Origin of the sequence: Mesorhizobium sp. LCM 4577, assembly GCF_001854795.2 — a bacterium.
GTDB lineage: Bacteria > Pseudomonadota > Alphaproteobacteria > Rhizobiales > Rhizobiaceae > Mesorhizobium > Mesorhizobium plurifarium.
Genome location: NZ_MDDU01000035.1, coordinates 39,772 through 61,403, shown reverse-complemented (window position 1 = coordinate 61,403; position 21,632 = coordinate 39,772). Strand labels below are relative to the sequence as shown.

Here is a 21,632-nt window from a genome sequence, read left to right as displayed (position 1 = left end):
TTCAAACACCCTGCGGGCAAGTGGTTACACAGCCGTGACCAGAAAAGATCAGCGCGTGGCCGTTCTCATGGGCACGAAGGATGGCGCGGCCTATATCGGCGAACAATTGGAATCCTTGGCTTCGCAGTCCTGGCCGCGCGTCGATCTCTGGGTCTCCGACGACGGCTCGTCGGACGCCACGACCGCAATCGTCGAGACGTGGCGGYCCCGCTGGAACAAGGGATCCCTTWCGCTTTTGCAGGGTCCGGGAAGGGGCTTCGCCGCCAATTTCCGCTCAATGATCATCGACCCGCGCATCGATGCCGACTGCTACGCCTTCTGCGATCAGGACGATGTCTGGGAAGCGGACCGGCTGGAGAGCGCCATCCGCTGGATGGAGGGCGAGGACGTGGAAACGCCGCTCCTGTTCTGCTCGCGCACGGCGACCATCTCTCAGGCCGGCGCCCCAGTCGGCCACTCGCCGCTGTTCCGTCGCCCGCCGTCCTTCCGCAATGCGCTGGTGCAAAGCATCGCCGGCGGCAACACCATGCTCTTCAACCGCGCGGCGCGCGACCTTCTGGCGAAAGCGTCGGCCAGGACCGAATTCGTCAGCCATGACTGGTGGGCCTATCTCATCGTCACCGCCGCCGGCGGCAAGGTCCGCTACGAGCCACGGCCGCTGGTCAGATACCGCCAGCACCCGGCAAACCTCGTCGGCGCCAATGTCTCGTGGCGGGCGAGGTTTTCAAGGCTGGGACGTCTGTTCAAGGGTCAGTTCGCCACCTGGACGGACAGCAATCTGCGCGGCCTCGCCGTCAACCGCGACCTCATCGCGCGCGATGCAGCGCTTTGCCTTCGCCTGTTCATCAGGGCGCGCAAGGGCAATGTCTTCAGGCGCTTCAGCCTGCTCGGCAAGAGCGGCGTCTACCGGCAGACATTCATGGGCACGCTCGGGCTCTACGTCGCCTTCCTCTGGCGCCGGATCTGAGCCATGACGGCGAAGCGCGCACTCGACCTTGCGGTCGCTGTTCCGATGCTGGCGCTGACGTCGCCCGTCCTGCTTGTCGCGATGCTGGCAATCCGGGCAACGTCGGCCGGTCCGGCCATCTTCTCGCAGATCCGCGTCGGCCGGGGAGGAGCCCTCTTTGCCTGCCGCAAATTACGCACCATGTATCGCGCAACGCCGTCCTTGCCCACGCACGAGGCGCCGGCCGGTTCGGTCACCGCGGTCGGCAAGGTTTTGCGTGCAACCAAGATCGACGAATTGCCGCAGCTCTGGAACGTGATCAAGGGCGAGATGAGCCTTGTGGGCCCTCGTCCATGCCTGCCGACGCAGACGGAACTGATCGAACGGCGCAAGGAGTTGGGCGTGCTTGCAGCCCTTCCGGGCATCACGGGGCTGGCGCAGATCAAGGGGATCGACATGTCCGATCCACGACTGTGCGCGGAGACCGATGCGGTCTACATCAAGGCCGCTTCGATCGGCCTGGACCTCAAGATATTGCTGGGCACATTCTTCCGCGCCTAAGCAGGTTCCGCAAAAGTGTCCCGCGGCTTTGCGATCAAAACCTGCGAGAAACCAGGGAATCTAGGCAGATGTTCGTGGGATATCCCACGAATATCTGCTTAGCGCGTTTGACCGTTCACGGATGCGACGGGCCGCTTCCCTGTCGTGCCAGTTCCTCAAGCCGGCCGAGCGTGTCGGCCTCCCGTTCCCAGCCTTCCGAGGCGAGCAACGACGAATCGCAGACCTGCGTCGCCATCAGAGCCTGCCAGGCGGCCTGTCTGCCGGCGAGCGTGGCCAGCATCCGGAACGGCCAGGCCGGCATGGGCAGAAGCCGGGCGGGCCGGCCGTATCCGCGCCGGAACGCGGTGATGATTTCGGACATCGCAACCGGCGAAGCGTCGCCGAGCACATAGGTCGGGCGAGGCGGTGCGGGACGGGTCAGAAGATGCGTCACGGCCCCGGCGACGGCGTCATGCGAGATGAGCGAACGAACCGCCGTCAGAGCGGCTGTCGGCAACGGCAGGCCGGTGGCCGCGAACCGCATCAGCCCGCGCAGGTTTCCCTTCATGCCTTCGCCATAGACCGGCGGCAGCCGCAGCGCCGTCGCGCCGTCGCGCCCGGCCGTTGCAAAAGCCTCCAGCATTGCGATCTCGCCTTCGCGCTTGGAGCGCCCATAGGCGCATTGCGGGGCAGGGGGCGTGGCCTCGTCGATGGTGCCGCTGAAACCTGCGCCCACCACGGCGCGAATCGAGGAGAGATGGATGAAGCGCCCGTCGGTGCGCGTTGCGGCTGCCTGGGCGAGCCGTCCGGTCAGCGTCGCATTGACCGTCCGGAAGTCGGCCGCACCGGCGCCGCGGTCATTGTTGAGAGCCGCGCAATGGACGACATGCGTCACGTCGCGCATCAGCGCCAGGAAGGCTTCCCGCGGCGCATCGGCGCCGGGCAGCGCGACCGCATCGTCCGCGCCTGCCAGCCGTTGCGGCAGGCGCGAAGCGATCCGTATGTCGAATCCGACTTCGCGCAACCGGCTGACGACCCGGCGTCCGACGAGGCCTGTCGCGCCGGTGACCAGGACCTTCATGGTTGCGGGCTGGCGCCCGGCGCCATGGCGGGCGCGCTCTCCCCGGTCGGGGCAATCGTGCGCCCGGACGCAAGGTAAGTTCCCACAATCAGGAACACCATCAGCGTCGCGTCGAGGATATCATGGCCGACAAGAATGCCGGCCATTCCGCCGGTGAGATAGGTGATGACCGCGACAAGGATCATCGTCGCGCCGAACCGCTCCACCGGATCGACGCGGAGGCGCAGTGCCTTGGCCGCGTTCCATGCGGCAACGACGAAGATCGACGCCAGAGCCAGCGCCCCCAGCAGGCCGGCCTCGACCGCTGCGGTCAGGAAGCCGTTGTGAAAATGGCTGAAGCCCGCGCTTAGACCGAACCGGTCATGAAAGCCCTGCTTCATCAGCGCGCGGCTGGCCGTGATGCCATGGCCGAAAATCGGCATCTCGCGAACCGCGTCAAAGCCGATTTCCCACATCGCCACGCGCAGGCCGAGCGCCGTCGAATGATCGCCATTGGCGTTCAACGCATCCCAGTCGCTGACCAGGAAGTCGGTTCGATCCAGCACGACGCGAGAGCCGATGGCGGCGATCACCAGGGCGACCACGACGCCGATCGCCGCGAAGCGCGCCATGCTGGCGCCGGTGAACCGGCGGCGGTTGACGAGAAGCACGACGATGCCGGCAATCGGCACGGCCACCCAGATCATGCGCGATCCTGAATAGACGATCGCCAGGGCTCCGGCGATCGCCGCCAGGACCAGCAGCTTCCAGCGTCTCTCGATGCCCGACAGCGCGCCGGCGAGGCATGTCATGATGGCAAGGCAGGTAACGGTTGCGAAGACGATCGGGTTTCCGGCGCCGCCCTCGGCCCTCACGCCGAGCCAGTGATACTGGAACACGGCTATCGCCAGCGCGCCAAAGCAAGCCGCGGCGCTTGCCAGGATGGCGATGCGTGCCAGCGCGGCCTTCTCCGTAATGCTCCAGGTCGAATAGGAGACGGGGAAAAGCACGAAGGTGATCAGCGGCAGGAAAAACCGCAAATCGGCGGCCAGCGTGCCGTTGACGATCGAAGCGAGAACCATGGCCGCGCAATAGGCGTAGATCGCCGCGGTCAAGGCGAGCATCGGCCCGTCGATGTTGAAGCGCCGCCGCTTTATAGCGAGCAGCAGCACGGACCACACGCCGCCAGCATTGAAGGTGATGCTGACTAGCGATCCAAGCACCGGCGGCGAAAAAAAGCAGACGATCGAGAAATAGAAATTGATCTGGGCGGGCGTGAGGTGGCGCCGGAGCTTTGTAAACGGATTCAAATGCTTCGCTTCGCAATTTCCAGGTTGCGCCCGGATCTCCATCGAGCCAGCCAAAGGCCGCCTCGCCGATCTCCGTTTGCCGCGCCTTGCCCGTTCCCCGAGCCCGTATAGCGGCTGGCGCCGCCCCGCGATAGTGCGGTCGACAAGGTTCCGACAGAAAACCCTCGATCCGGCGAAGATCGGGAGCCCGGAATTCTCCGAAGGCCACGGCCTTTCCCCGCTTCCGCGTTTCGATGGCTCTGGCAGGATTTTTCGCTTTGCCGACCATGCTTGGAAAATTCGTTCCATAATGGCCTCGCGCCGCGCGGGTCTTGCATTGTTATCGGCGGCGCCGATCTGTTAGAACGCCCGCACGAAACAGTTTGTCCGAAGTGAATTTTGCGCCCGGGCGGCACAGGATTGCGCCTGCAATGCAAGATTTCCGCTCGACGGCACGAGAGAACGCTCGACGCTCCATGAATATCGCGCTCACGCATCTGCAGCGGCTCGAGGCCGAATCCATCCATATCTTCCGCGAGGTCGCGGCGTCTTTCTCCAAGCCGGTGATGCTCTATTCGGTCGGCAAGGATTCTTCCGTGCTGATGCATCTGGCGATGAAGGCTTTTTATCCTGCCAAGCCGCCTTTTCCCTTCCTGCATGTCGACACCACCTGGAAGTTCCGCGAGATGATCGCTTTTCGCGATCAGATGGCGCAGAAGCTCGGCTTCGACCTTTTGGTCCATGTCAATGAGGATGGCGTGCGCGAGGGCATCAATCCCTTCGACCACGGCTCCAACACCCACACCCATGTGATGAAGACCGTGGCGCTGCGCCAGGCGCTCGACAAATACGGCTTCGACGCGGCTTTCGGCGGCGCCCGCCGCGACGAGGAGAAGTCACGCGCCAAGGAGCGCATCTTTTCCTTCCGCAACGCCCAGCATGCCTGGGACCCGAAGAACCAGCGGCCGGAAATGTGGAAGATCTTCAACACTCGCATCGCGCCGGGCGAGTCGATCCGGGTCTTTCCGCTGTCCAACTGGACGGAGCTCGACATCTGGCAGTACATACTGCAGGAAAACATTCCGATCGTGCCGCTCTATTTCGCCAAGGAGCGGCCGGTGGTAGAGCGCGACGGCATGCTTATCCTCAAGGACGACGAGCGCATGCAACTGCGTCCGGGCGAGGCGGTCGAGAACCGCCTCGTGCGCTTCCGCACGCTGGGCTGCTATCCGCTGACCGGCGCGATCGAATCGGAAGCCGACACGCTGGAGGCGATCGTCGGCGAGATGCTGACTGCCCGCACCTCCGAGCGCCAGGGCCGCCTCATTGACCGCGACGAGGCAGGCTCGATGGAAAAGAAGAAGCGCGAGGGTTATTTCTGATAATGCGCCACATCATGGCCAAAAGCCTCGCCCCGACCGATTCGATCCGCGACTACATGGCCGCGCAGGAAAAGAAGTCGCTGTTGCGCTTCCTCACCTGCGGCTCGGTCGACGACGGCAAGTCGACGCTCATCGGCCGGCTGCTCTCCGACACCAAGCAGATCTTCGAGGACCAGCTTGCAGCGCTCGAGAAGGATTCGCGCAAGCACGGCACCACCGGCGACGACATCGACTTCGCGCTCCTGGTTGACGGGCTGGAGGCGGAGCGCGAGCAAGGCATCACCATCGACGTCGCCTATCGCTTCTTCGCCACGCCCAAGCGCAAATTCATCGTCGCCGACACGCCCGGCCATGAGCAGTACACGCGCAACATGGCGACCGGAGCCTCGACCGCCGATCTCGCCATCGTGCTCATCGACGCGCGCCAGGGCGTGCTGCGCCAGACCAGGCGTCATTCGATCATCGCCTCGCTGCTCGGCATCCGCCACATCGTGCTTGCGGTCAACAAGATCGACCTCGTCGGCTTCGACAGGACCGTGTTCGACCGGATCGTCGCGGACTATGACGAGTTCGCGCAGGAACTGGGCTTCGTCAGCGTTGCGCCGATCCCGATGTCCGCGCGTTTCGGCGACAATGTCACCAGCCGCTCGGACCGCACGCCCTGGTATTCCGGCCCATCCTTGATCGAGCATCTGGAAACCGTGTCGGTCGACGAGGCCGCCGTCGAGCTGCCGTTCCGCTTCCCGGTCCAATATGTGAACCGGCCGAACCTCGATTTCCGCGGCTTTGCCGGCACCGTCGCTTCGGGCAGTGTCTCTCAAGGCGACGAGATCGTCGTCGCCAAGTCGGGCAAGGCCTCCCGCGTGAAGCGCATCGTCGCGCAGGGGGGCGATCTCGAGCAGGCGGTGGCCGGCCAGGCGATCACGCTCGTCCTCGAGGACGAGGTCGAGGTGTCGCGCGGCAATCTGCTGGTGTCACCGGCGGCGCGACCGCAGGTCGCCGACCAGTTCGCCGCCAACATCGTCTGGTTCGACGAGCAGGCGCTGCTGCCCGGCCGCTCCTACATCCTGCGCACCGAAACCGATCAGGTGAGCGCCACCGTCACCGAGCTCAAATACCGCGTCAACGTCAACGATTTCGCGCATGAGGCGGCGAAGTCGCTCGACATCAACGAGGTCGGCGTCTGCAACCTTTCGACGCGAGCTCCGATTGCTTTCGATCCCTTCGCCGAGAACCGCACGACCGGCGCTTTCATCCTGATCGATCGCATCACCAACGCCACCGTCGGCGCCGGCATGATCCTGCATTCGCTGCGCCGTGCCGAAAACATCCACTGGCAGTCGCTCGATGTCGGCAAGCGCGGCCGCTCCGATCTGAAGAACCAGCGCCCTGCGGTGTTCTGGTTCACGGGGCTCTCCGGCTCCGGCAAGTCGACCATCGCCAACCTGTTCGAGAAGAAGCTGTTCGCCTCCGGGCGCCACACTTATATCCTCGACGGCGACAATGTCCGCCACGGCCTCAACCGCGATCTCGGCTTCACCGACGCCGACCGCGTGGAGAACATCCGCCGCGTCGCCGAAGTGGCCAAGCTGATGGCCGATGCCGGACTGATCGTCATCGTCTCCTTTATCTCGCCCTTCAGCGCCGAACGGCGCATGGCGCGCGAGCTGATGGCCGAGGGCGAATTCGTCGAGGTCTTCGTCGACACGCCGTTCGAGGAATGCGCCCGCCGCGATCCGAAAGGCCTTTACGCGCGCGCGCTGAGCGGCGAGATCAAGAATTTCACCGGCGTCGATTCTCCCTATGAGGCGCCACAGAATCCGGAAATCCATCTCAAGACCCTCGGCAGGAGCCCGCAGGAAATGGCGGAAGCCTTGGAACACTGGCTGACCGAGCGCGACATTGCCGAGGAGCAGTATGACAATGGCGGCGGCATCTGACGACGAGGCGATGCTGGGCGTCTTCGAGCGCCTGGCGCTGGAAGCGGGGTGCGAGGTGATGCGCGTCTTCCACGAAGGCGGCGCCGTCGACAGCAAGGCGGACTCTTCACCGGTCACGGAAGCCGATCGCGAAAGCGAGAAGATCATCCTGGCCGGCCTGCGCGCCGCCTATCCGGATATCCCATGTGTGGCCGAGGAGGAGGTTGCGGCAGGCGTCGCGACGCCCGACCTCGACGGCGCCTTCTTCCTGATCGATCCGCTCGACGGCACCAAGGAATTCGTCAACCGCCGCACGGACTTCACCGTCAACATCGCGCTGGTCCGTCACGGCGTGCCGGAAGTCGGCGTCGTGTTCGCACCGTGCACCGGGCGCTTCTTCAGCGGACGGCCGGGCAAGGCCGAGGCGCTGGAGGTCGATGCCGATTATCGCATCACCGAACGCCGGCCGATCAATGTGCGCGAAGGCGGCACGCCGCTCGCTGTCGTCGCCAGCCGCTCGCACAACACGCCTGAAACCGAGGAATTCATCCGCGATCTCGGCGCGGCTGAGATCGTCTCGGTCGGCTCATCGCTGAAATTCTGCCTGCTCGCCGCCGCGGAAGCCGACGTCTATCCGCGCTTCGGCCGCACCATGGAATGGGACACGGCCGCGGGCGACGCGGTGCTGCGCGCCGCCGGCGGCATGACGCGCACGCTGGACGGCCAGCCGCTCGTCTACGGCAAGCGCAACCAGGCGGGCGACACGGATTTCGCCAACCCGCATTTCATTGCGACGGGGAAGGGCGCGTAATCGCAGCGTCGCCAAATGTAGACGCTGGCGCGAGGCCCCCCTCTCTGTCCTGCCGGACATCTCCCCCTCAAAGGGGGGAGATTGGCAGCTTCAGCGCTCAGCGAATTCTTTCAACGTTGAAGGTTGGCGAAAGCCCGCGTGACATTTGATCTCCCCCCTTGAGGGGGAGATGCCCGGCAGGGCAGAGAGGGGAGCTTCGCGCGGACCTTTCAGGCCGCCGCGACATGCGCCGAGTTCGACCCGATGTAATTGCGGATCGTCTCGATGACGCGGTCCTGGTCGGCTTCGCTGAGATAGGCGTGCATAGGCAGGCAGAGGATCTGCTTCGGCAGTTCTTCCGAGACGGCAAGACCTGTTGGCGTGCGCGGATAGTCGCGATAGGCGACCTGCTCGTGCAGCGGCTTCACGTAATAGATGACCGACGGGATGCCCTTTTCGCCGAGATGGGCCTTCAGCCCGTCGCGCTTCGGCGTCTCGATCGCGTACTGGGCCCAGGCTGAGCGGCCATGGCCAAGATTGCGCGACGCCTTGACGATGTCGCCGAGGCCCTTGGCATAGCGGTCCGCCACCACCTGCCTGGCCACCATCTCCTCTTCGAGGATGGCGAGCTTCTCGATCAGGATCGCCGCCTGCAGCGTGTCAAGGCGCGAATTGATGCCGACGCGGACATTGTCATATTGCGTCTCGCCCTTGCCGTGGAAGGCGAAGGACCGGAGCTTGTCGGCCAGCGCGCCGTCATTGGTGAACATCGCGCCGCCGTCGCCGTAGCAACCGAGGGGCTTGGCCGGATAAAAGCTGGTCGAGCCGACATGGCCGAATGCGCCGCACATCTTGGCGTCGGCTGAACCGCCCATCGACTGCGCGGCGTCTTCGATCACAAGGAGGTTCTCGCGCTTTGCGACCGCCATGATCGCCTCATAGTCGGCGGCAAGTCCGAACAGGTCGACCGGGATGATCGCCTTCGGCTTCAGCCTTCCTTCCTTCTTGATCATGCCGATCGCCGCCTCGAGGCTGGCGATGTCGATGTTGTAGGTATCGCGGTCGACGTCGACGAAGACCGGTTCGGCCTTGGCCAGCGCCACCACCTCGGCGGTGGCTGCGAAGGTGAAGCTCGGTACGAACACCGCATCCCCCGGGCCGATGCCGGCGGCAAACAGCGGCAGGAGCAGCGCGTCGGTGCCGTTGGCGCAGGCGACCACATGCTTGACACCGACATAGGCCGCGAGCTTGTTCTCGAATTCGGTGACCTGAGGGCCGAGGATGTAGCGGCCGTCTTCGACCACCTTGTCGATCGCGGCCTTCAGCCGGTCGCGGATTCGTTCGCGCTGCGCGCCAAGATCGATGAACTGCATGTCGGCCTCAAAATGCCAATAAACCGGCCCGCTGGTATCAGACTTGGTCGGGGTGAGAAAGCCGGCCGGGGGCAAGGCCAATCGTGCAAGTGTCGCAGCCTGTTACCGCCTTTTGCCGGCGCATTGCCCGAAGACGCCGGAAAACCGGGCTAAAACGAGCATTTTCAACGCCTTTTATCGCGTCGTTCCCTATTTTGGAAACATAAAGTGATCGCCTGGAGAGGCCATTCGGCCGATCCGGTCAACCGCTCAGGCGATTTCATGCCGCCAGGGCGGGTTGGCGCCGRCCCGCGACACCGTCACCGCTGCTGCCTTGGCGCCAAGTTCCAGCGCCTTGCGGATTGCTTCTTCCGAAAGGCTGCCGATCGCTGCCTTGGTCAGCAGGCCCTGCTCATGCAGCGAGGCCAGGATGCCGGCGTTGAAGGTGTCGCCGGCGCCGMCCGTGTCGACCACTTTCACCTTCCGCGGCATCACCGTGACCTTGTGCGTCTTGCTGTAGCCGACGGCGCCTTCGCCGCCATGGGTGACGACGATAAATTTCGGCCCGCGATCCAGCCAGTTGCGCACCACGTCCTCGTGCGAGCCGGCCTCGTCGAACCATTTGAGGTCCTCGTCCGAGAGTTTGACGATGTCGGCCATCGCCATCATCTCGCGGATGCGTCTGAGATGCTTCGCCTTGTCCGGGATGAAATTCGGCCGGATGTTGGGATCGAGCATCATCACACGGGCTTCGTGCTCGCGCCGCATGAATTCCTCATAAGCGGATCCAGCCGGCTCGGAGATCAGGCTGATCGCGCCGAACAGCATCGCCTCGATCTCGGCGCCGAGCTTCGGCAGGTCCTCGATGGTCAGCATGCGTCCGGCGGTGTTCTCGTCGTAGAAGGTGTAGGTCGCCTGGCCGTTGGTGAGCCGCACGAAGGCGAGCGTCGTGGGTTTTGGCGACGTGTGCGCATAGGTGGAGCTCACCTTGCTGGCTCCGAGCGCCTCGCGGAGCTGGCCCCCGAACAGGTCGGAGGAGAGGCCGGAGAAGAAGCCGGCCGGAGCGCCGAGCCGGCCGAGCGCGACCGCGGAGTTGAACACCGCGCCGCCGACATAGGGCGCGAAGGCCGCTTCGCCTTCCGTGGTCGTGCGCGGCAGCATGTCGATCAGGGCTTCGCCACAGCAAAGGATCATGTCGTCTTGGTCTCCGGCGGATGGATCACGCCTTTGCGGATGATAATGTTGGCAAAGAGCCTGGGTTCGCTGGTCGCCACGATCGCGTGCGCGGCCTTGACGCGTGCATAGAAGTCGGGCCCGGCGAGCGCAACCACCTTGTGGCCCGGCGCGCGCCTGGCGCAAACCGCCTCCATCTCGCGATGCACCGGGTCGGCCAGCGCCGGGTCGCCTTTCACCGAAGCGCGGAACAGCGCCTCCGGCACCGCCTCGTCCACCGGCAGCACGCTGAGCACGGCGTCGAGGACCGGGATGACCTGGTGGCCGTCCGCGCGGATCAATCGCCGCGCCTGTTCCTCGGCGGGATAATTGCCGTCGACGATCGCGATCTCGTCGCCATGGCCCATCGCCCTGAGCGTCGCCAGGAACTGGGGGCCGAGCAGCGACGGGATGCCGATCAGCATGTCAGGCACCCCCGGACGTGTTCGGTCCGATCAGGAAACGCTCCGAAAGCGGTAGGCTGGCGCCGCCCATGGCGCGCGCGTGGATGCCGACCGTCCCCTCGCGAACGACGGGCAGATTCAGCCCTTCGGCGTCGATGGTGGCGACCGCTTCCGTGACGGCATCGACCAGCCGGCGCCGCACATCGAGCGGCATCCAGCCGTCGATCACCGCTGCCTCGAAATCGATGACCGACGAGGCCGCGACAATGGCATAGGCGAGCGCCCGCGAGGCGCTGGCGATCCACGCGTCGAGATCGGCGCCGATCTCACCCCATTCCTGCGGCGAGGTCCACAGGCGGGAGCCGTCGATGCCTTTGGCGGAGAGCGCCCGTTCCAGCATCGCGATCGAGGCGACGTCGATGAGCTGCGTCGGCTTGCCGTCCGGGCCCGGCACCGGCATCGAGCCCAGCGCGCCGGCGTTGCCTTTCGGCCCGCTGTAGAGGCGGCCATTGAGCACGATGCCGCCGCCAGCAAAGGCGCCGATGTAGAAATAGACGAAATCGCGCGCTCCGCCCGCCCGCCCGAAGACGAGTTCCGCGCCGCAGGCCGACGTCGCGTCGTTCTGCAGATAGACGGGGAACTCGCACTGCGCCTGGATATCGGCGCGGATGTCGCGATGGCGCCATTCGTCCATGATCTCGCGCGGCGCGCCGGCCGTATCGGCCCAGTTCCATAGCTCGAACGGCATGGCGATGCCGAGCCCGGCAATGCGCTTGTCCTGGGCCGGCGTAAGCTCGCTTCGCATCGCCTTGATGCCGGCGGTGACGAACTCGACGGTCTCGCGCGGCGCGGGATAGCGATAGGAATGCTGCAGCATGGCGCGCACATTGCCGAGGAAGTCGATCAGCACGAGCTCGGCCGAGCGCCGGCCGATCTTGAGGCCGATGAAGAAGGCTCCTTCCGGGTTGAGCGCCATCGGGATCGAGGGCTGGCCGATCTTGCCGCGCAGCGGCGCCTGGCGCACGAGCAGCTTGTCTTCCTCGAGCTCGCGCATGATCACCGACACCGTCTGGGCCGACAGGCCGGTCATGCGCGCGATGTCGGATTTGGCCAGGCTGCCATGCTGGCGCACCAGTGACAGCACGAGCCGCTCATTGTGGTCGCGCATGCCRCTCTGGTTGGTGCCGCGATGCAGCCGGCTCTCCAAAGCCTCGGGCGAACCGTGCCTCGCAATGCCGGTCTCCACCCCGTTCCTCCCGTCTGTTTCCCCGCGATGCTTTTCGTTCAGAATGAGTGAACAGCGCAAGAGTGTCAATAATAAATAAGAGTGATTTAATTATTGACAGCCGTTCTGGACTGGTGTTTTTTGAGGTGTGTCCACGCTGGGAGAAAAAGGTGGATGCGCATGAGACGCCGGGTGGCCGGCGTCCGCAACAGTTCCATTGGGAGGAAAATCGTGACCAAGAAATCACTGCTGAAGTCTACCGTGTTTGCGGCCGCGGGCCTGGGGCTGATGGCGTTCGCGTCGTCGGCATCGGCCGCCGGCGTCGGCGCCTGCCTGATCACCAAGACCGACACCAATCCCTTCTTCGTCAAGATGAAGGAGGGCGCRACAGCCAAGGCCAAGGAGCTTGGCGTCGACCTCAAGACCTATGCCGGCAAGATCGACGGCGACAGCGAAAGCCAGGTCGCGGCGATCGAAAGCTGCATCGCCGACGGCGCCAAGGGTATCCTGATCACCGCGTCCGACACCAAGGGCATCGTGCCGACGGTGAAGAAGGCGCGTGACGCCGGCCTGCTGGTGATCGCGCTCGACACGCCGCTCGATCCCATCGATGCCGCCGACGCCACCTTCGCCACCGACAACCTCGAAGCCGGCAAGCTGATCGGCGCCTGGGCCGCCGCCACGCTCGGCGACAAGGCCAAGGACGCCAAGATCGGCTTCCTCGATCTCACCCCCTCGCAGCCGACCGTCGACGTGCTGCGCGACCAGGGCTTCATGATGGGCTACGGCATCGACGTGAAGGACCCCAACAAGATCGGCGACGAGGTCGATCCTCGCATCGTTGGCCACGACGTCACCAACGGCAACGAGGAAGGTGGCCGCAAGGCGATGGAGAACCTCCTGCAGAAGGACAACACCATCAACGTCATCCACACCATCAACGAGCCCGCCGCCGTCGGCGCCTATCAGGCCCTCAAGGCCGTCGGTCTCGAAAAGCAGGTGCTGATCGTCTCGGTCGACGGCGGCTGCCCGGGCGTGAAGTCGGTCGCTGAAGGCGTGATCGGCGCCACTTCGCAGCAATATCCGCTGCAGATGGCGGCGCTCGGCATCGAGGCCATCRCCAAATACGCCAAGGACGGCACCAAGCCGAAGCCGACCGAAGGCAAGAACTTCTTCGACACCGGCGTCAACCTGGTGACCGACAAGCCGGCCAACGGCGTGAAGTCCATCGACACCAAGGAAGGCCTCGCCAAGTGCTGGGGCTGATGCCCGCCTGAGTGCACAAACCTTGCGGCCGGGGGCTTGATCCCCGGCCGCATCGGGTGGACGATGCATTTTCGTAAGCGCTGATAAGCTCGGCGACAGACCGGAGTGCGCAAACGCGGCACGGAGCCATGACAAGTTCCGTGAGACGGGAGGAGATATGTCTCAAATCCAGGAATTCGAGAAGGTTCTCTCGGGCAGCGATACCAGCGTCGCCGCCTTCGAGGAGCATGGCAAATCGTTTGTCAAACGCGCCCAGCATTTCCTGCATTCCACGCCGGCGGCGGTGCCGCTGATCGTGCTGGTGCTGTCGATCATCATCTTCGGCATCGCCATCGGTGGGCGCTTCTTTTCCTCCTACACGCTGACGCTGATCCTGCAGCAGATCGCCATCGTCGGTATCCTGGGCGCCGCCCAGACGCTGGTCATCCTAACCGCCGGCATCGACCTTTCGATCGGCGTGATCATGGTGATCTCGGCCGTGATCATGGGCAATTGCGCCATCACCTACGGCATRCCGACCATCCTGGCCGTGCTGCTCGGCCTCGCCGCCGGCGCGGCCTGCGGCCTGCTCAACGGCCTGCTCGTCGCCTATATGAAACTGCCGCCTTTCATCGTCACGCTCGGYACGTGGAACATCGTCATGGCGACGAACTTCATCTATTCCGCCAACGAGACGATCCGCGATGCCGACGTCGACGCCCAGGCGCCGCTCCTGCACTTCTTCGCGCTGAGCTTCAGGGTCGGTTCGGCCGTGCTGACGGCCGGCGTCATCGCCATGGTGCTGCTGGTCATGCTGCTCTGGTATGTGCTCAACCACACCGCCTGGGGGCGCCATGTCTATGCCGTAGGCGACGATCCCGAGGCGGCCAAGCTTTCCGGCATCCAGACCAAGTCGGTGCTGATGGCGGTCTACACGCTTGCGGGTCTGATCGCCGCCTTCGCGGCCTGGGTCTCGATCGGCCGCAACGGCTCGATCTCGCCCTCCGCCGCCGTAACCGACTACAATCTGCAGGCCATCACCGCGACGGTGATCGGCGGCATCTCGCTCTTCGGCGGCCGCGGCTCGATCCTTGGCACGCTGTTCGGCGCCATGATCGTCGGCGTCGTCTCGATGGGCCTCAACATGCTGGGCGYCGATCCGCAATGGAAAGTGCTGCTCACCGGCGTGCTGATCATCGGCGCCGTGGCGATCGACCAGTGGATCAGAAAGGTTTCGGTGTAACCATGACCCAGCAGCCCGTTCTCACCGCGCGCGGTCTCACCAAGCGCTACGGCCGCGTGACGGCGCTCAACAACTGTGACTTCGATCTCTATCCGGGCGAAATCCTGGCGGTGATCGGCGACAACGGTGCCGGCAAGTCGACCCTGATCAAGGCGATCTCCGGCGCGGTGATCCCCGACGAGGGGACGATCGAGCTCGACGGCAAGCAGGTGCTGTTCCRCTCGCCCATCGAGGCGCGCGAGGCCGGCATCGAGACGGTCTACCAGAATCTCGCTCTGTCGCCGGCGCTGTCGATCGCCGACAACATGTTTCTTGGCCGCGAGATCCGGAAGCCTGGTCCGCTCGGCAGCTGGTTCCGGATGCTCGACCGTCCGGCGATGGAAAAGCGCGCCCGCGACAAGCTCACCGAGCTCGGCCTGATGACCATCCAGAACATCAGCCAGGCGGTGGAGACGCTGTCCGGCGGCCAGCGCCAGGGTGTGGCGGTGGCGCGCGCCGCCGCCTTCGGTTCGAAAGTCGTGATCATGGACGAGCCGACCGCGGCGCTCGGCGTCAAGGAAAGCCGCCGCGTGCTGGAGCTGATCCTAGACGTCAAGAAGCGCGGCCTGCCGATCGTGCTCATCTCGCACAACATGCCGCACGTCTTCGAGGTAGCCGACCGCATCCATATCCATCGGCTCGGGCGCCGCCTCTGCGTCGTCGACCCCAAGCAGGTTTCGATGTCGGATGCCGTCGCGCTCATGACCGGCGCCAAGAAACCGCCGGAGGATGCGCTGGCGGCTTGATCTCCAGGATGGCTCGATTGCGGCAGGCGGACCGACGCTCGATCGCTAAATCGATTGAACGCATGCTGCAATGCGATAGGATGGGCTGGGAGGAGCGGCGAAAGCCGCTATGATCAGGCTAAATGAACGAGAGGCGAAATGACATCCGCCATGACGATCGAAGTCCCTGTCCTCGACAATCCCGATCCCAAGACGCTCGCTGAAGAGGTCCTGCTGTCGCTCAAATACCGGGTCGGCAAGGACACCACTGTCGCGACGCCCTATGACTGGCTGACGGCCTCGATCAAGGTGGTGCGCGACCGCATCGTCGACCACTGGATCCAGGCGACCAAGGAAGCCTACGACCAGCAGGAAAAGCGCGTCTATTACCTTTCGCTGGAATTCCTGATCGGGCGTCTGATGCGCGATGCCTTCTCCAATCTCGGCCTGATGGAGAACATGCGCGAGGCGCTGTCCTCGCTCGGCGTCGACCTCGWCCTGATCGCGGCGCTGGAGCCGGACGCAGCACTCGGCAATGGCGGTCTCGGYCGTCTCGCCGCCTGCTTCATGGAAAGCATGGCGACCGTCGACATCCCCGCCCATGGCTACGGCATCCGCTATGCCAACGGCATGTTTCGCCAGGAAATCCAGGGCGGCTGGCAGGTCGAGCTGCCCGAGACCTGGCTCGACCACGGCAATCCCTGGGAGTTCGAGCGGCGCGAGCGCTCCTTCGAGGTCGGCTTCGGCGGTTCGGTGGAGTCCATTACCTCCAAGGATGGCCGGCTCGAACGTCATGTCTGGAAGCCGACCGAACATGTGCTGGCCGTCGCCTACGACACGCCTGTGGCCGGCTGGCGCGCCAAGCGCGTCAACACGCTGAGACTCTGGTCCGGCATGCCGATCGACCCGATCCTGCTCGACAAGTTCAACGCCGGCGACCACATCGGCGCGCTGGCCGAAAGCAACAAGGCCGACGCGCTGTCGCGCGTGCTCTATCCGGCCGATTCTCACATGGCCGGCCAGGAGCTGAGGCTGCGGCAGGAATATTTCTTCTCCACCGCCTCGCTGCAGGACATCGTCCAGCGGCATTTGAGCCAGTATGGCGACCTGAAATCGCTGCCCGACAAGGCGGCGATCCACCTCAACGACACCCATCCCGCGGTCGCCGTGCCGGAGCTGATGCGGCTCCTGATGGACGTCCACGGCATGGACTTCGACCTTGCCTGGGACATCACCAAGCGCACCTTCGGCTACACCAACCACACGCTGTTACCCGAGGCGCTGGAAAGCTGGCCGGTGCCGCTGTTCGAGCGGCTTTTGCCGCGCCACATGCAGATCGTCTACGCCATCAACGCGCAGGTGCTGCTCGAGGCCCGCGCCACCAACCAGTTCTCGGGCGATCAGATCGCCCGCATCTCGCTGATCCAGGAAAATGGCGATCGGCGCGTGCGCATGGGCAATCTGGCCTTCGTCGGCTCGCATTCGATCAACGGCGTCTCGGCGCTGCACACCGAGCTGATGAAGGAAACGGTGTTCGCCGATCTCCACAAGCTCTATCCCGACCGCATCAACAACAAGACCAACGGCATCACGCCCAGGCGCTGGCTGATCCAGTGCAATCCGGGCCTGACCACGCTCGCCCGCGAGGCGATCGGCGACCGCTTCATGGACGACATCGAGGCGATCAAGGGACTCGATCCTCTGGCCGACGATGCGGCTTTCCGCGAAAAGTTCGCCGCCGTGAAGCGGCAGAACAAGGCGCGGCTCGCCAACCTCGTCGCAGACCGTCTGGGCATCAGGCTGGACCCGTCGGCGCTGTTCGACATCCAGGTCAAGCGCATCCACGAATACAAGCGCCAGCTGCTCAACATCCTGGAGGCGATCGCGCTCTACGATCAGATCCGCTCGCATCCCGAGCGGGACTGGATGCCGCGCGTGAAGTTCTTCGGCGGTAAGGCGGCGCCGAGCTACCACAACGCCAAGCTGATCATCAAACTGGCCAACGACGTTGCGAAAGTCATCAACGGCGATCCGTCGGTGCGCGGCCTGCTGAAGGTCGTGTTCGTGCCGAACTACAATGTCAGCCTGGCCGAGGTGATGATGCCGGCCGCCGACCTCTCCGAGCAGATCTCGACCGCCGGCATGGAGGCGTCGGGCACCGGCAACATGAAGTTCGCGCTGAACGGCGCGCTCACCATCGGCACACTCGACGGCGCCAATGTCGAGATCAAGGAGCATGTCGGCGACGACAACATCTTCATCTTCGGCCTCACCACGGCCGAAGTCGCCGAGCGGCGCAACAACGGCTACAATCCGCGTGGCGTGATCGAGGCTTCGCCCGAGCTGTCGCAGGCGGTGTCCGCCATTTCCTCCGGCGTCTTCTCGCCCGATGATCCCGGCCGCTATCGCGACCTGATGAACGGCCTCTACCAGAGCGACTGGTTCATGGTGGCCGCCGACTTCGATTCCTACGCCGCCTGCCAGCGCGAGGTCGACGCCGTCTGGCGCAACAGCCCCGACTGGTACGCCCGCGCCATCCGCAACGTCGCCCGCGTCGGCTGGTTCTCGTCCGATCGCACGATCCGCCAATATGCGAAAGAAATCTGGAACGTACCCGTTTGATGTGATTGCATGAGGCCACGACCAATGTGGTCTCGCAGAAAACAAGATAGTGCCCGGGGAGGGAACACCGCCTGATGAGGAAGCCGCGCGCGACCGCTGCGACAAGCGGGCCGGACGGACTGGCGCCAGCCGGCGATGTCGCGGCGATTGTCGCCGGAACGCATGGCGACCCATTCGCGGTTCTGGGCGTGCAGGAGGCCGGCAAGGGTTTCGTCGCCCGCTGCTTCGTGCCCAATGCCGAATTCGTCACCGCCTACACGTTGACCGGCAAGGAGATCGGCGAGCTCTCCCGCCGCGACGACGCCGGCTTCTTCGAGGGCAAGATCTCGATCCGCAAGCGCCAGCCGCTGCGCTATCACGCCAGGAATGCCGGCGGCGACTGGTGGCTGACCGATCCCTATTCCTTCGGTCCGGTGCTCGGCCCGATGGACGATTACTATATGGCCGAAGGCTCGCACTTACGGCTCTTCGACAAGCTCGGCGCCCACATCATCGATCATGAGGGCGCGACCGGCGTGCATTTCGCCGTCTGGGCGCCCAATGCCAGGCGCGTCTCGGTGGTCGGCGCCTTCAACGACTGGGACGGCCGCCGCCACACCATGCGCGACCGCAAGGACACCGGCATCTGGGAGCTGTTCATCCCCGATCTCGTCGCCGGCCAGCCCTACAAGTTCGAGATCATCGGGCCTGACGGCGTGCGCCTGCCGCTCAAGGCCGACCCGTTCGCCTTCGAGTCGGAACTGCGCCCGGCGACCGCTTCGGTGACGGCGCCGCCGATGGCGCATCAATGGGGCGACGAGGCGCATCGCGGCTACTGGCGCAAGGCCGATCCGCGGCGCGAGGCGATCTCGATCTACGAGGTTCATGCCGGTTCCTGGCAGCGCCGCGACGACGGCACGTTCCTGTCCTGGGACGAGCTCGCCGCGCGGCTGATCCCCTACGTGGTCGACACCGGCTTCACTCATATCGAGTTCCTGCCGATCTCGGAGCACCCTTACGATCCGTCCTGGGGCTACCAGACCACCGGCCTTTATGCGCCGACGGCCCGTTTCGGCGATCCCGACGGCTTCGCCCGCTTCGTCGACGGCGCGCACCGCGCCGGCATCGGCGTCATCCTCGACTGGGTGCCGGCGCATTTCCCGGTCGACGAGCATGGGCTGGTGAAATTCGACGGCACCGCGCTTTACGAGCACGCCGACCCGCGCCAGGGTTTCCACCCGGACTGGAACACCGCCATATACAATTTCGGCCGCCGCGAGGTGGTGTCGTTCCTGGTCAACAACGCGCTGTTCTGGGCCGAGAAATACCATGTCGACGGCCTGCGCGTCGACGCGGTCGCCTCGATGCTCTACCTCGATTATTCGCGCAAGGCGGGCGAGTGGATCCCCAACGAGAAGGGCGGGCGCGAGAACCTGCAGGCCGTCTCCTTCCTGCAGAAGATGAACAAGGAGCTCTACGGCCACCACCCCGGCGTGATGACGATCGCCGAGGAATCGACCTCATGGCCGAAAGTGTCGCGTCCCGTGCATGAGGGCGGGCTCGGCTTCGGCTTCAAGTGGAACATGGGCTTCATGCATGACACTTTGGAGTATCTCTCCAAGGAGCCGATCTTCCGCAAGCACCACCACAACGACATCACCTTCGGCCTGGTCTACGCCTTTTCTGAGAATTTCGTGCTGCCGCTGTCGCATGACGAGGTCGTGCACGGCAAAGGCACGCTGCTCCACAAGATGGCCGGCGACGACTGGCAGAAGTTCGCCACGCTGCGCGCCTATTACGCCTTCATGTGGGGCTATCCCGGCAAGAAGCTGTTGTTCATGGGCCAGGAATTCGCCCAGCGCCGCGAATGGAGCGAGGAACGCGCGCTCGACTGGAACCTGCTCGAATTCGCGCCGCATCGCGGCGTCTGGCAGACCGTGCGCGACTTGAACTACCTCTACCGCTCGCGCCCGGCGCTGCATGCGCGCGACTGCGAGCCGGAGGGCTTCTCCTGGCTGATCGTCGACGACCGTGACAATTCGGTCTTCGCCTGGCTGCGCAGCGCGCCGGACGGCAACCCGATCGCCGTCATCGCCAATTTCACGCCGGTGCCGCGCGAGAACTATCGCGTGCCGCTGCCGCAGGCGGGAAAATGGCGCGAAATCATCAATACGGATGCCGCCGACTATGGCGGCTCCGGCATGGGCAATGGCGGCATGGTCGAGGCGAGCGGCGAAGGGGGCGGCGTATCGGCGACGATGCTTCTGCCGCCGCTGTCGACGATCATGCTGGAATTCGTCACGGACTGAAGCAGATGATGTCTCATCCTGYCCTTGCAACGGTCCGGGCAGCTTGTTTGGGAGGGTAACAAAATGGCAGAGATCAAAAGAACCCAGCCGCTGGCGCGTGATGCCATGGCCTATGTGCTGGCCGGCGGCCGCGGCAGCCGCCTCAAGGAGCTGACCGACCGGCGCGCCAAGCCCGCCGTCTATTTCGGCGGCAAGACGCGCATCATCGACTTTGCGCTCTCCAATGCGCTGAACTCCGGCATCCGCCGCCTAGGCGTCGCCACCCAGTACAAGGCGCATTCGCTGATCCGCCACCTGCAGCGCGGCTGGAACTTCCTGCGGCCCGAGCGAAACGAAAGCTTCGACATCCTGCCGGCATCGCAGCGCGTCTCGGAGACCCAGTGGTATGAAGGCACGGCCGACGCCGTCTACCAGAACATCGACATCATCGAGGCCTACGGCCCCGAATACATGGTGATTCTCGCCGGCGACCACATCTATAAGATGGACTACGAGCTGATGCTGCGCCAGCATGTCGACGCCGGCGCCGATGTTACCGTCGGTTGCCTGGAGGTGCCGCGCATGGAGGCGACCGGCTTCGGCGTCATGCATGTCGATGCCAAGGACAACATCATCGCCTTCGTCGAAAAGCCGGCCGATCCGCCGGGCATCCCGGACAAGCCGGAGTTCGCGCTCGCCTCGATGGGCATCTATGTCTTCAAGACCAAGTTCCTGATGGAGCAGCTGCGCCGCGACGCCGCCGAGCCCGGCTCCAGCCGCGACTTCGGCAAGGACATCATCCCCTATATCGTGCAGCACGGTAAGGCGATCGCCCACCGCTTCGCCAAGTCCTGCGTGCGCTCCTCGCATGAGGCCGAGCCCTACTGGCGCGACGTCGGAACGGTGGACGCCTATTGGGAAGCCAATATCGACCTGACCGACGTCACGCCCGAGCTCGACCTTTACGACCGCGACTGGCCGATCTGGACCTATGCTGAATTGAAGCCGCCGGCAAAGTTCGTGCATGACGAGGACGGCCGCCGCGGCGAGGCGATCTCCTCGCTGGTCTCCGGCGACTGCATCGTCTCCGGCGCCTCGCTCCGCCGCAGCCTGATCTTCACCGGCGCCCGCATCAATTCCTACTCCAAGCTCGAGGAAGTGGTGATGCTGCCCGACGTTACCGTCGGCCGCAACGCCCGCCTCACGCGCGTCGTCATCGACCACGGCGTGCAGATTCCCGAGGGGCTGGTGGTCGGCGAGGATCCGGCGCTCGACGCCAAGCGTTTTCGCGTATCGGAAAAGGGCATCTGCCTGATCACGCAGGACATGATCAACAAGCTGTCGACCCCGTAGGGTCGGTCTTGCCGATCAA

The 21,632-nt window shown here is 64.6% G+C and carries 17 protein-coding genes; 11 read left to right on the top strand and 6 right to left on the bottom strand.

Annotated elements, in window-relative coordinates:
* The first annotated feature begins 55 nt into the window (after positions 1-55).
* Positions 56-967, top strand: coding sequence for a glycosyltransferase family 2 protein (locus tag LCM4577_RS25175; RefSeq protein ID WP_244508430.1), 912 nt, complete (start codon positions 56-58; stop codon positions 965-967).
* A gap of 3 nt (positions 968-970) precedes the next feature.
* The gene (locus LCM4577_RS25170; protein ID WP_071073979.1) at positions 971-1,507 is read left to right on the top strand and encodes a sugar transferase; all 537 of its coding nucleotides are present in this window, start codon (positions 971-973) and stop codon (positions 1,505-1,507) included.
* A 115-nt stretch (positions 1,508-1,622) separates the two neighbouring features.
* Here LCM4577_RS25170 and LCM4577_RS25165 read toward each other — a convergent pair whose 3' ends face one another.
* Complete coding sequence (locus LCM4577_RS25165; protein WP_071073978.1) at positions 1,623-2,567, bottom strand: NAD-dependent epimerase/dehydratase family protein; 945 nt, start codon at positions 2,565-2,567, stop codon at positions 1,623-1,625.
* Positions 2,564-3,856: an O-antigen ligase gene (locus LCM4577_RS25160; protein ID WP_071074162.1), complete on the bottom strand. Its 1,293-nt coding sequence runs from the start codon at positions 3,854-3,856 to the stop codon at positions 2,564-2,566. The genes LCM4577_RS25165 and LCM4577_RS25160 overlap by 4 nt, the downstream gene beginning before the upstream one ends.
* A gap of 455 nt (positions 3,857-4,311) precedes the next feature.
* On the opposite strand from LCM4577_RS25160, the gene cysD reads away from it, so the two are divergent.
* Genes cysD through cysQ form a run of 3 tightly spaced genes read left to right on the top strand, consistent with a single transcriptional unit; the run spans position 4,312 to position 7,947 of the window.
* The gene (cysD, locus tag LCM4577_RS25155) at positions 4,312-5,217 is read left to right on the top strand and encodes a sulfate adenylyltransferase subunit CysD (RefSeq protein ID WP_040991230.1); all 906 of its coding nucleotides are present in this window, start codon (positions 4,312-4,314) and stop codon (positions 5,215-5,217) included.
* A 2-nt stretch (positions 5,218-5,219) separates the two neighbouring features.
* Complete coding sequence (gene cysN / locus LCM4577_RS25150) at positions 5,220-7,157, top strand: sulfate adenylyltransferase subunit CysN (RefSeq protein ID WP_071073977.1); 1,938 nt, start codon at positions 5,220-5,222, stop codon at positions 7,155-7,157.
* Positions 7,158-7,167: 10 nt separating this feature from the next.
* Positions 7,168-7,947 (top strand): 3'(2'),5'-bisphosphate nucleotidase CysQ, encoded by a 780-nt coding sequence (cysQ, locus tag LCM4577_RS25145; protein ID WP_071035899.1) that lies wholly within the window; start codon positions 7,168-7,170, stop codon positions 7,945-7,947.
* A gap of 209 nt (positions 7,948-8,156) precedes the next feature.
* Here the strand turns inward: cysQ and LCM4577_RS25140 are convergent, their stop codons facing one another.
* The 4 genes from LCM4577_RS25140 to LCM4577_RS25125 form a co-directional block, all read right to left on the bottom strand.
* Positions 8,157-9,299 (bottom strand): DegT/DnrJ/EryC1/StrS aminotransferase family protein, encoded by a 1,143-nt coding sequence (locus LCM4577_RS25140; RefSeq protein WP_071074161.1) that lies wholly within the window; start codon positions 9,297-9,299, stop codon positions 8,157-8,159.
* A 249-nt stretch (positions 9,300-9,548) separates the two neighbouring features.
* Positions 9,549-10,472 carry a carbohydrate kinase gene (locus LCM4577_RS25135; RefSeq protein ID WP_071073976.1) on the bottom strand — a complete coding sequence of 308 codons (924 nt, stop codon included), beginning with the start codon at positions 10,470-10,472 and terminating at the stop codon, positions 9,549-9,551.
* Complete coding sequence (locus LCM4577_RS25130; protein ID WP_071073975.1) at positions 10,469-10,915, bottom strand: RbsD/FucU family protein; 447 nt, start codon at positions 10,913-10,915, stop codon at positions 10,469-10,471. The genes LCM4577_RS25135 and LCM4577_RS25130 overlap by 4 nt, the downstream gene beginning before the upstream one ends.
* Before the next feature lies 1 nt (position 10,916).
* Positions 10,917-12,140 (bottom strand): ROK family transcriptional regulator, encoded by a 1,224-nt coding sequence (locus LCM4577_RS25125; protein ID WP_071035569.1) that lies wholly within the window; start codon positions 12,138-12,140, stop codon positions 10,917-10,919.
* A gap of 267 nt (positions 12,141-12,407) precedes the next feature.
* Here LCM4577_RS25125 and LCM4577_RS25120 point away from each other — a divergent pair, with 267 nt between their 5' ends.
* The 6 genes from LCM4577_RS25120 to glgC all read left to right on the top strand — a co-directional run bounded on the left by LCM4577_RS25120 (position 12,408) and on the right by glgC (position 21,613).
* A complete protein-coding gene (locus LCM4577_RS25120) occupies positions 12,408-13,385 on the top strand; it encodes a sugar ABC transporter substrate-binding protein (RefSeq protein ID WP_071074160.1) in 978 nt (325 codons plus the stop codon).
* A gap of 157 nt (positions 13,386-13,542) precedes the next feature.
* A complete protein-coding gene (locus tag LCM4577_RS25115) occupies positions 13,543-14,607 on the top strand; it encodes an ABC transporter permease (protein ID WP_071073974.1) in 1,065 nt (354 codons plus the stop codon).
* Positions 14,608-14,609: 2 nt separating this feature from the next.
* Complete coding sequence (locus tag LCM4577_RS25110) at positions 14,610-15,392, top strand: ATP-binding cassette domain-containing protein (protein WP_071073973.1); 783 nt, start codon at positions 14,610-14,612, stop codon at positions 15,390-15,392.
* Between the two features lie 138 nt (positions 15,393-15,530).
* Entirely contained in the window at positions 15,531-17,993 is a 2,463-nt protein-coding gene (locus LCM4577_RS25105; protein WP_071073972.1) for a glycogen/starch/alpha-glucan phosphorylase, read from the top strand.
* Between the two features lie 74 nt (positions 17,994-18,067).
* Positions 18,068-20,281 carry a 1,4-alpha-glucan branching protein GlgB gene (glgB, locus tag LCM4577_RS25100; RefSeq protein WP_071073971.1) on the top strand — a complete coding sequence of 738 codons (2,214 nt, stop codon included), beginning with the start codon at positions 18,068-18,070 and terminating at the stop codon, positions 20,279-20,281.
* Between the two features lie 63 nt (positions 20,282-20,344).
* A complete protein-coding gene (gene glgC, locus LCM4577_RS25095; protein ID WP_071073970.1) occupies positions 20,345-21,613 on the top strand; it encodes a glucose-1-phosphate adenylyltransferase in 1,269 nt (422 codons plus the stop codon).
* Positions 21,614-21,632 lie beyond the last annotated feature (19 nt).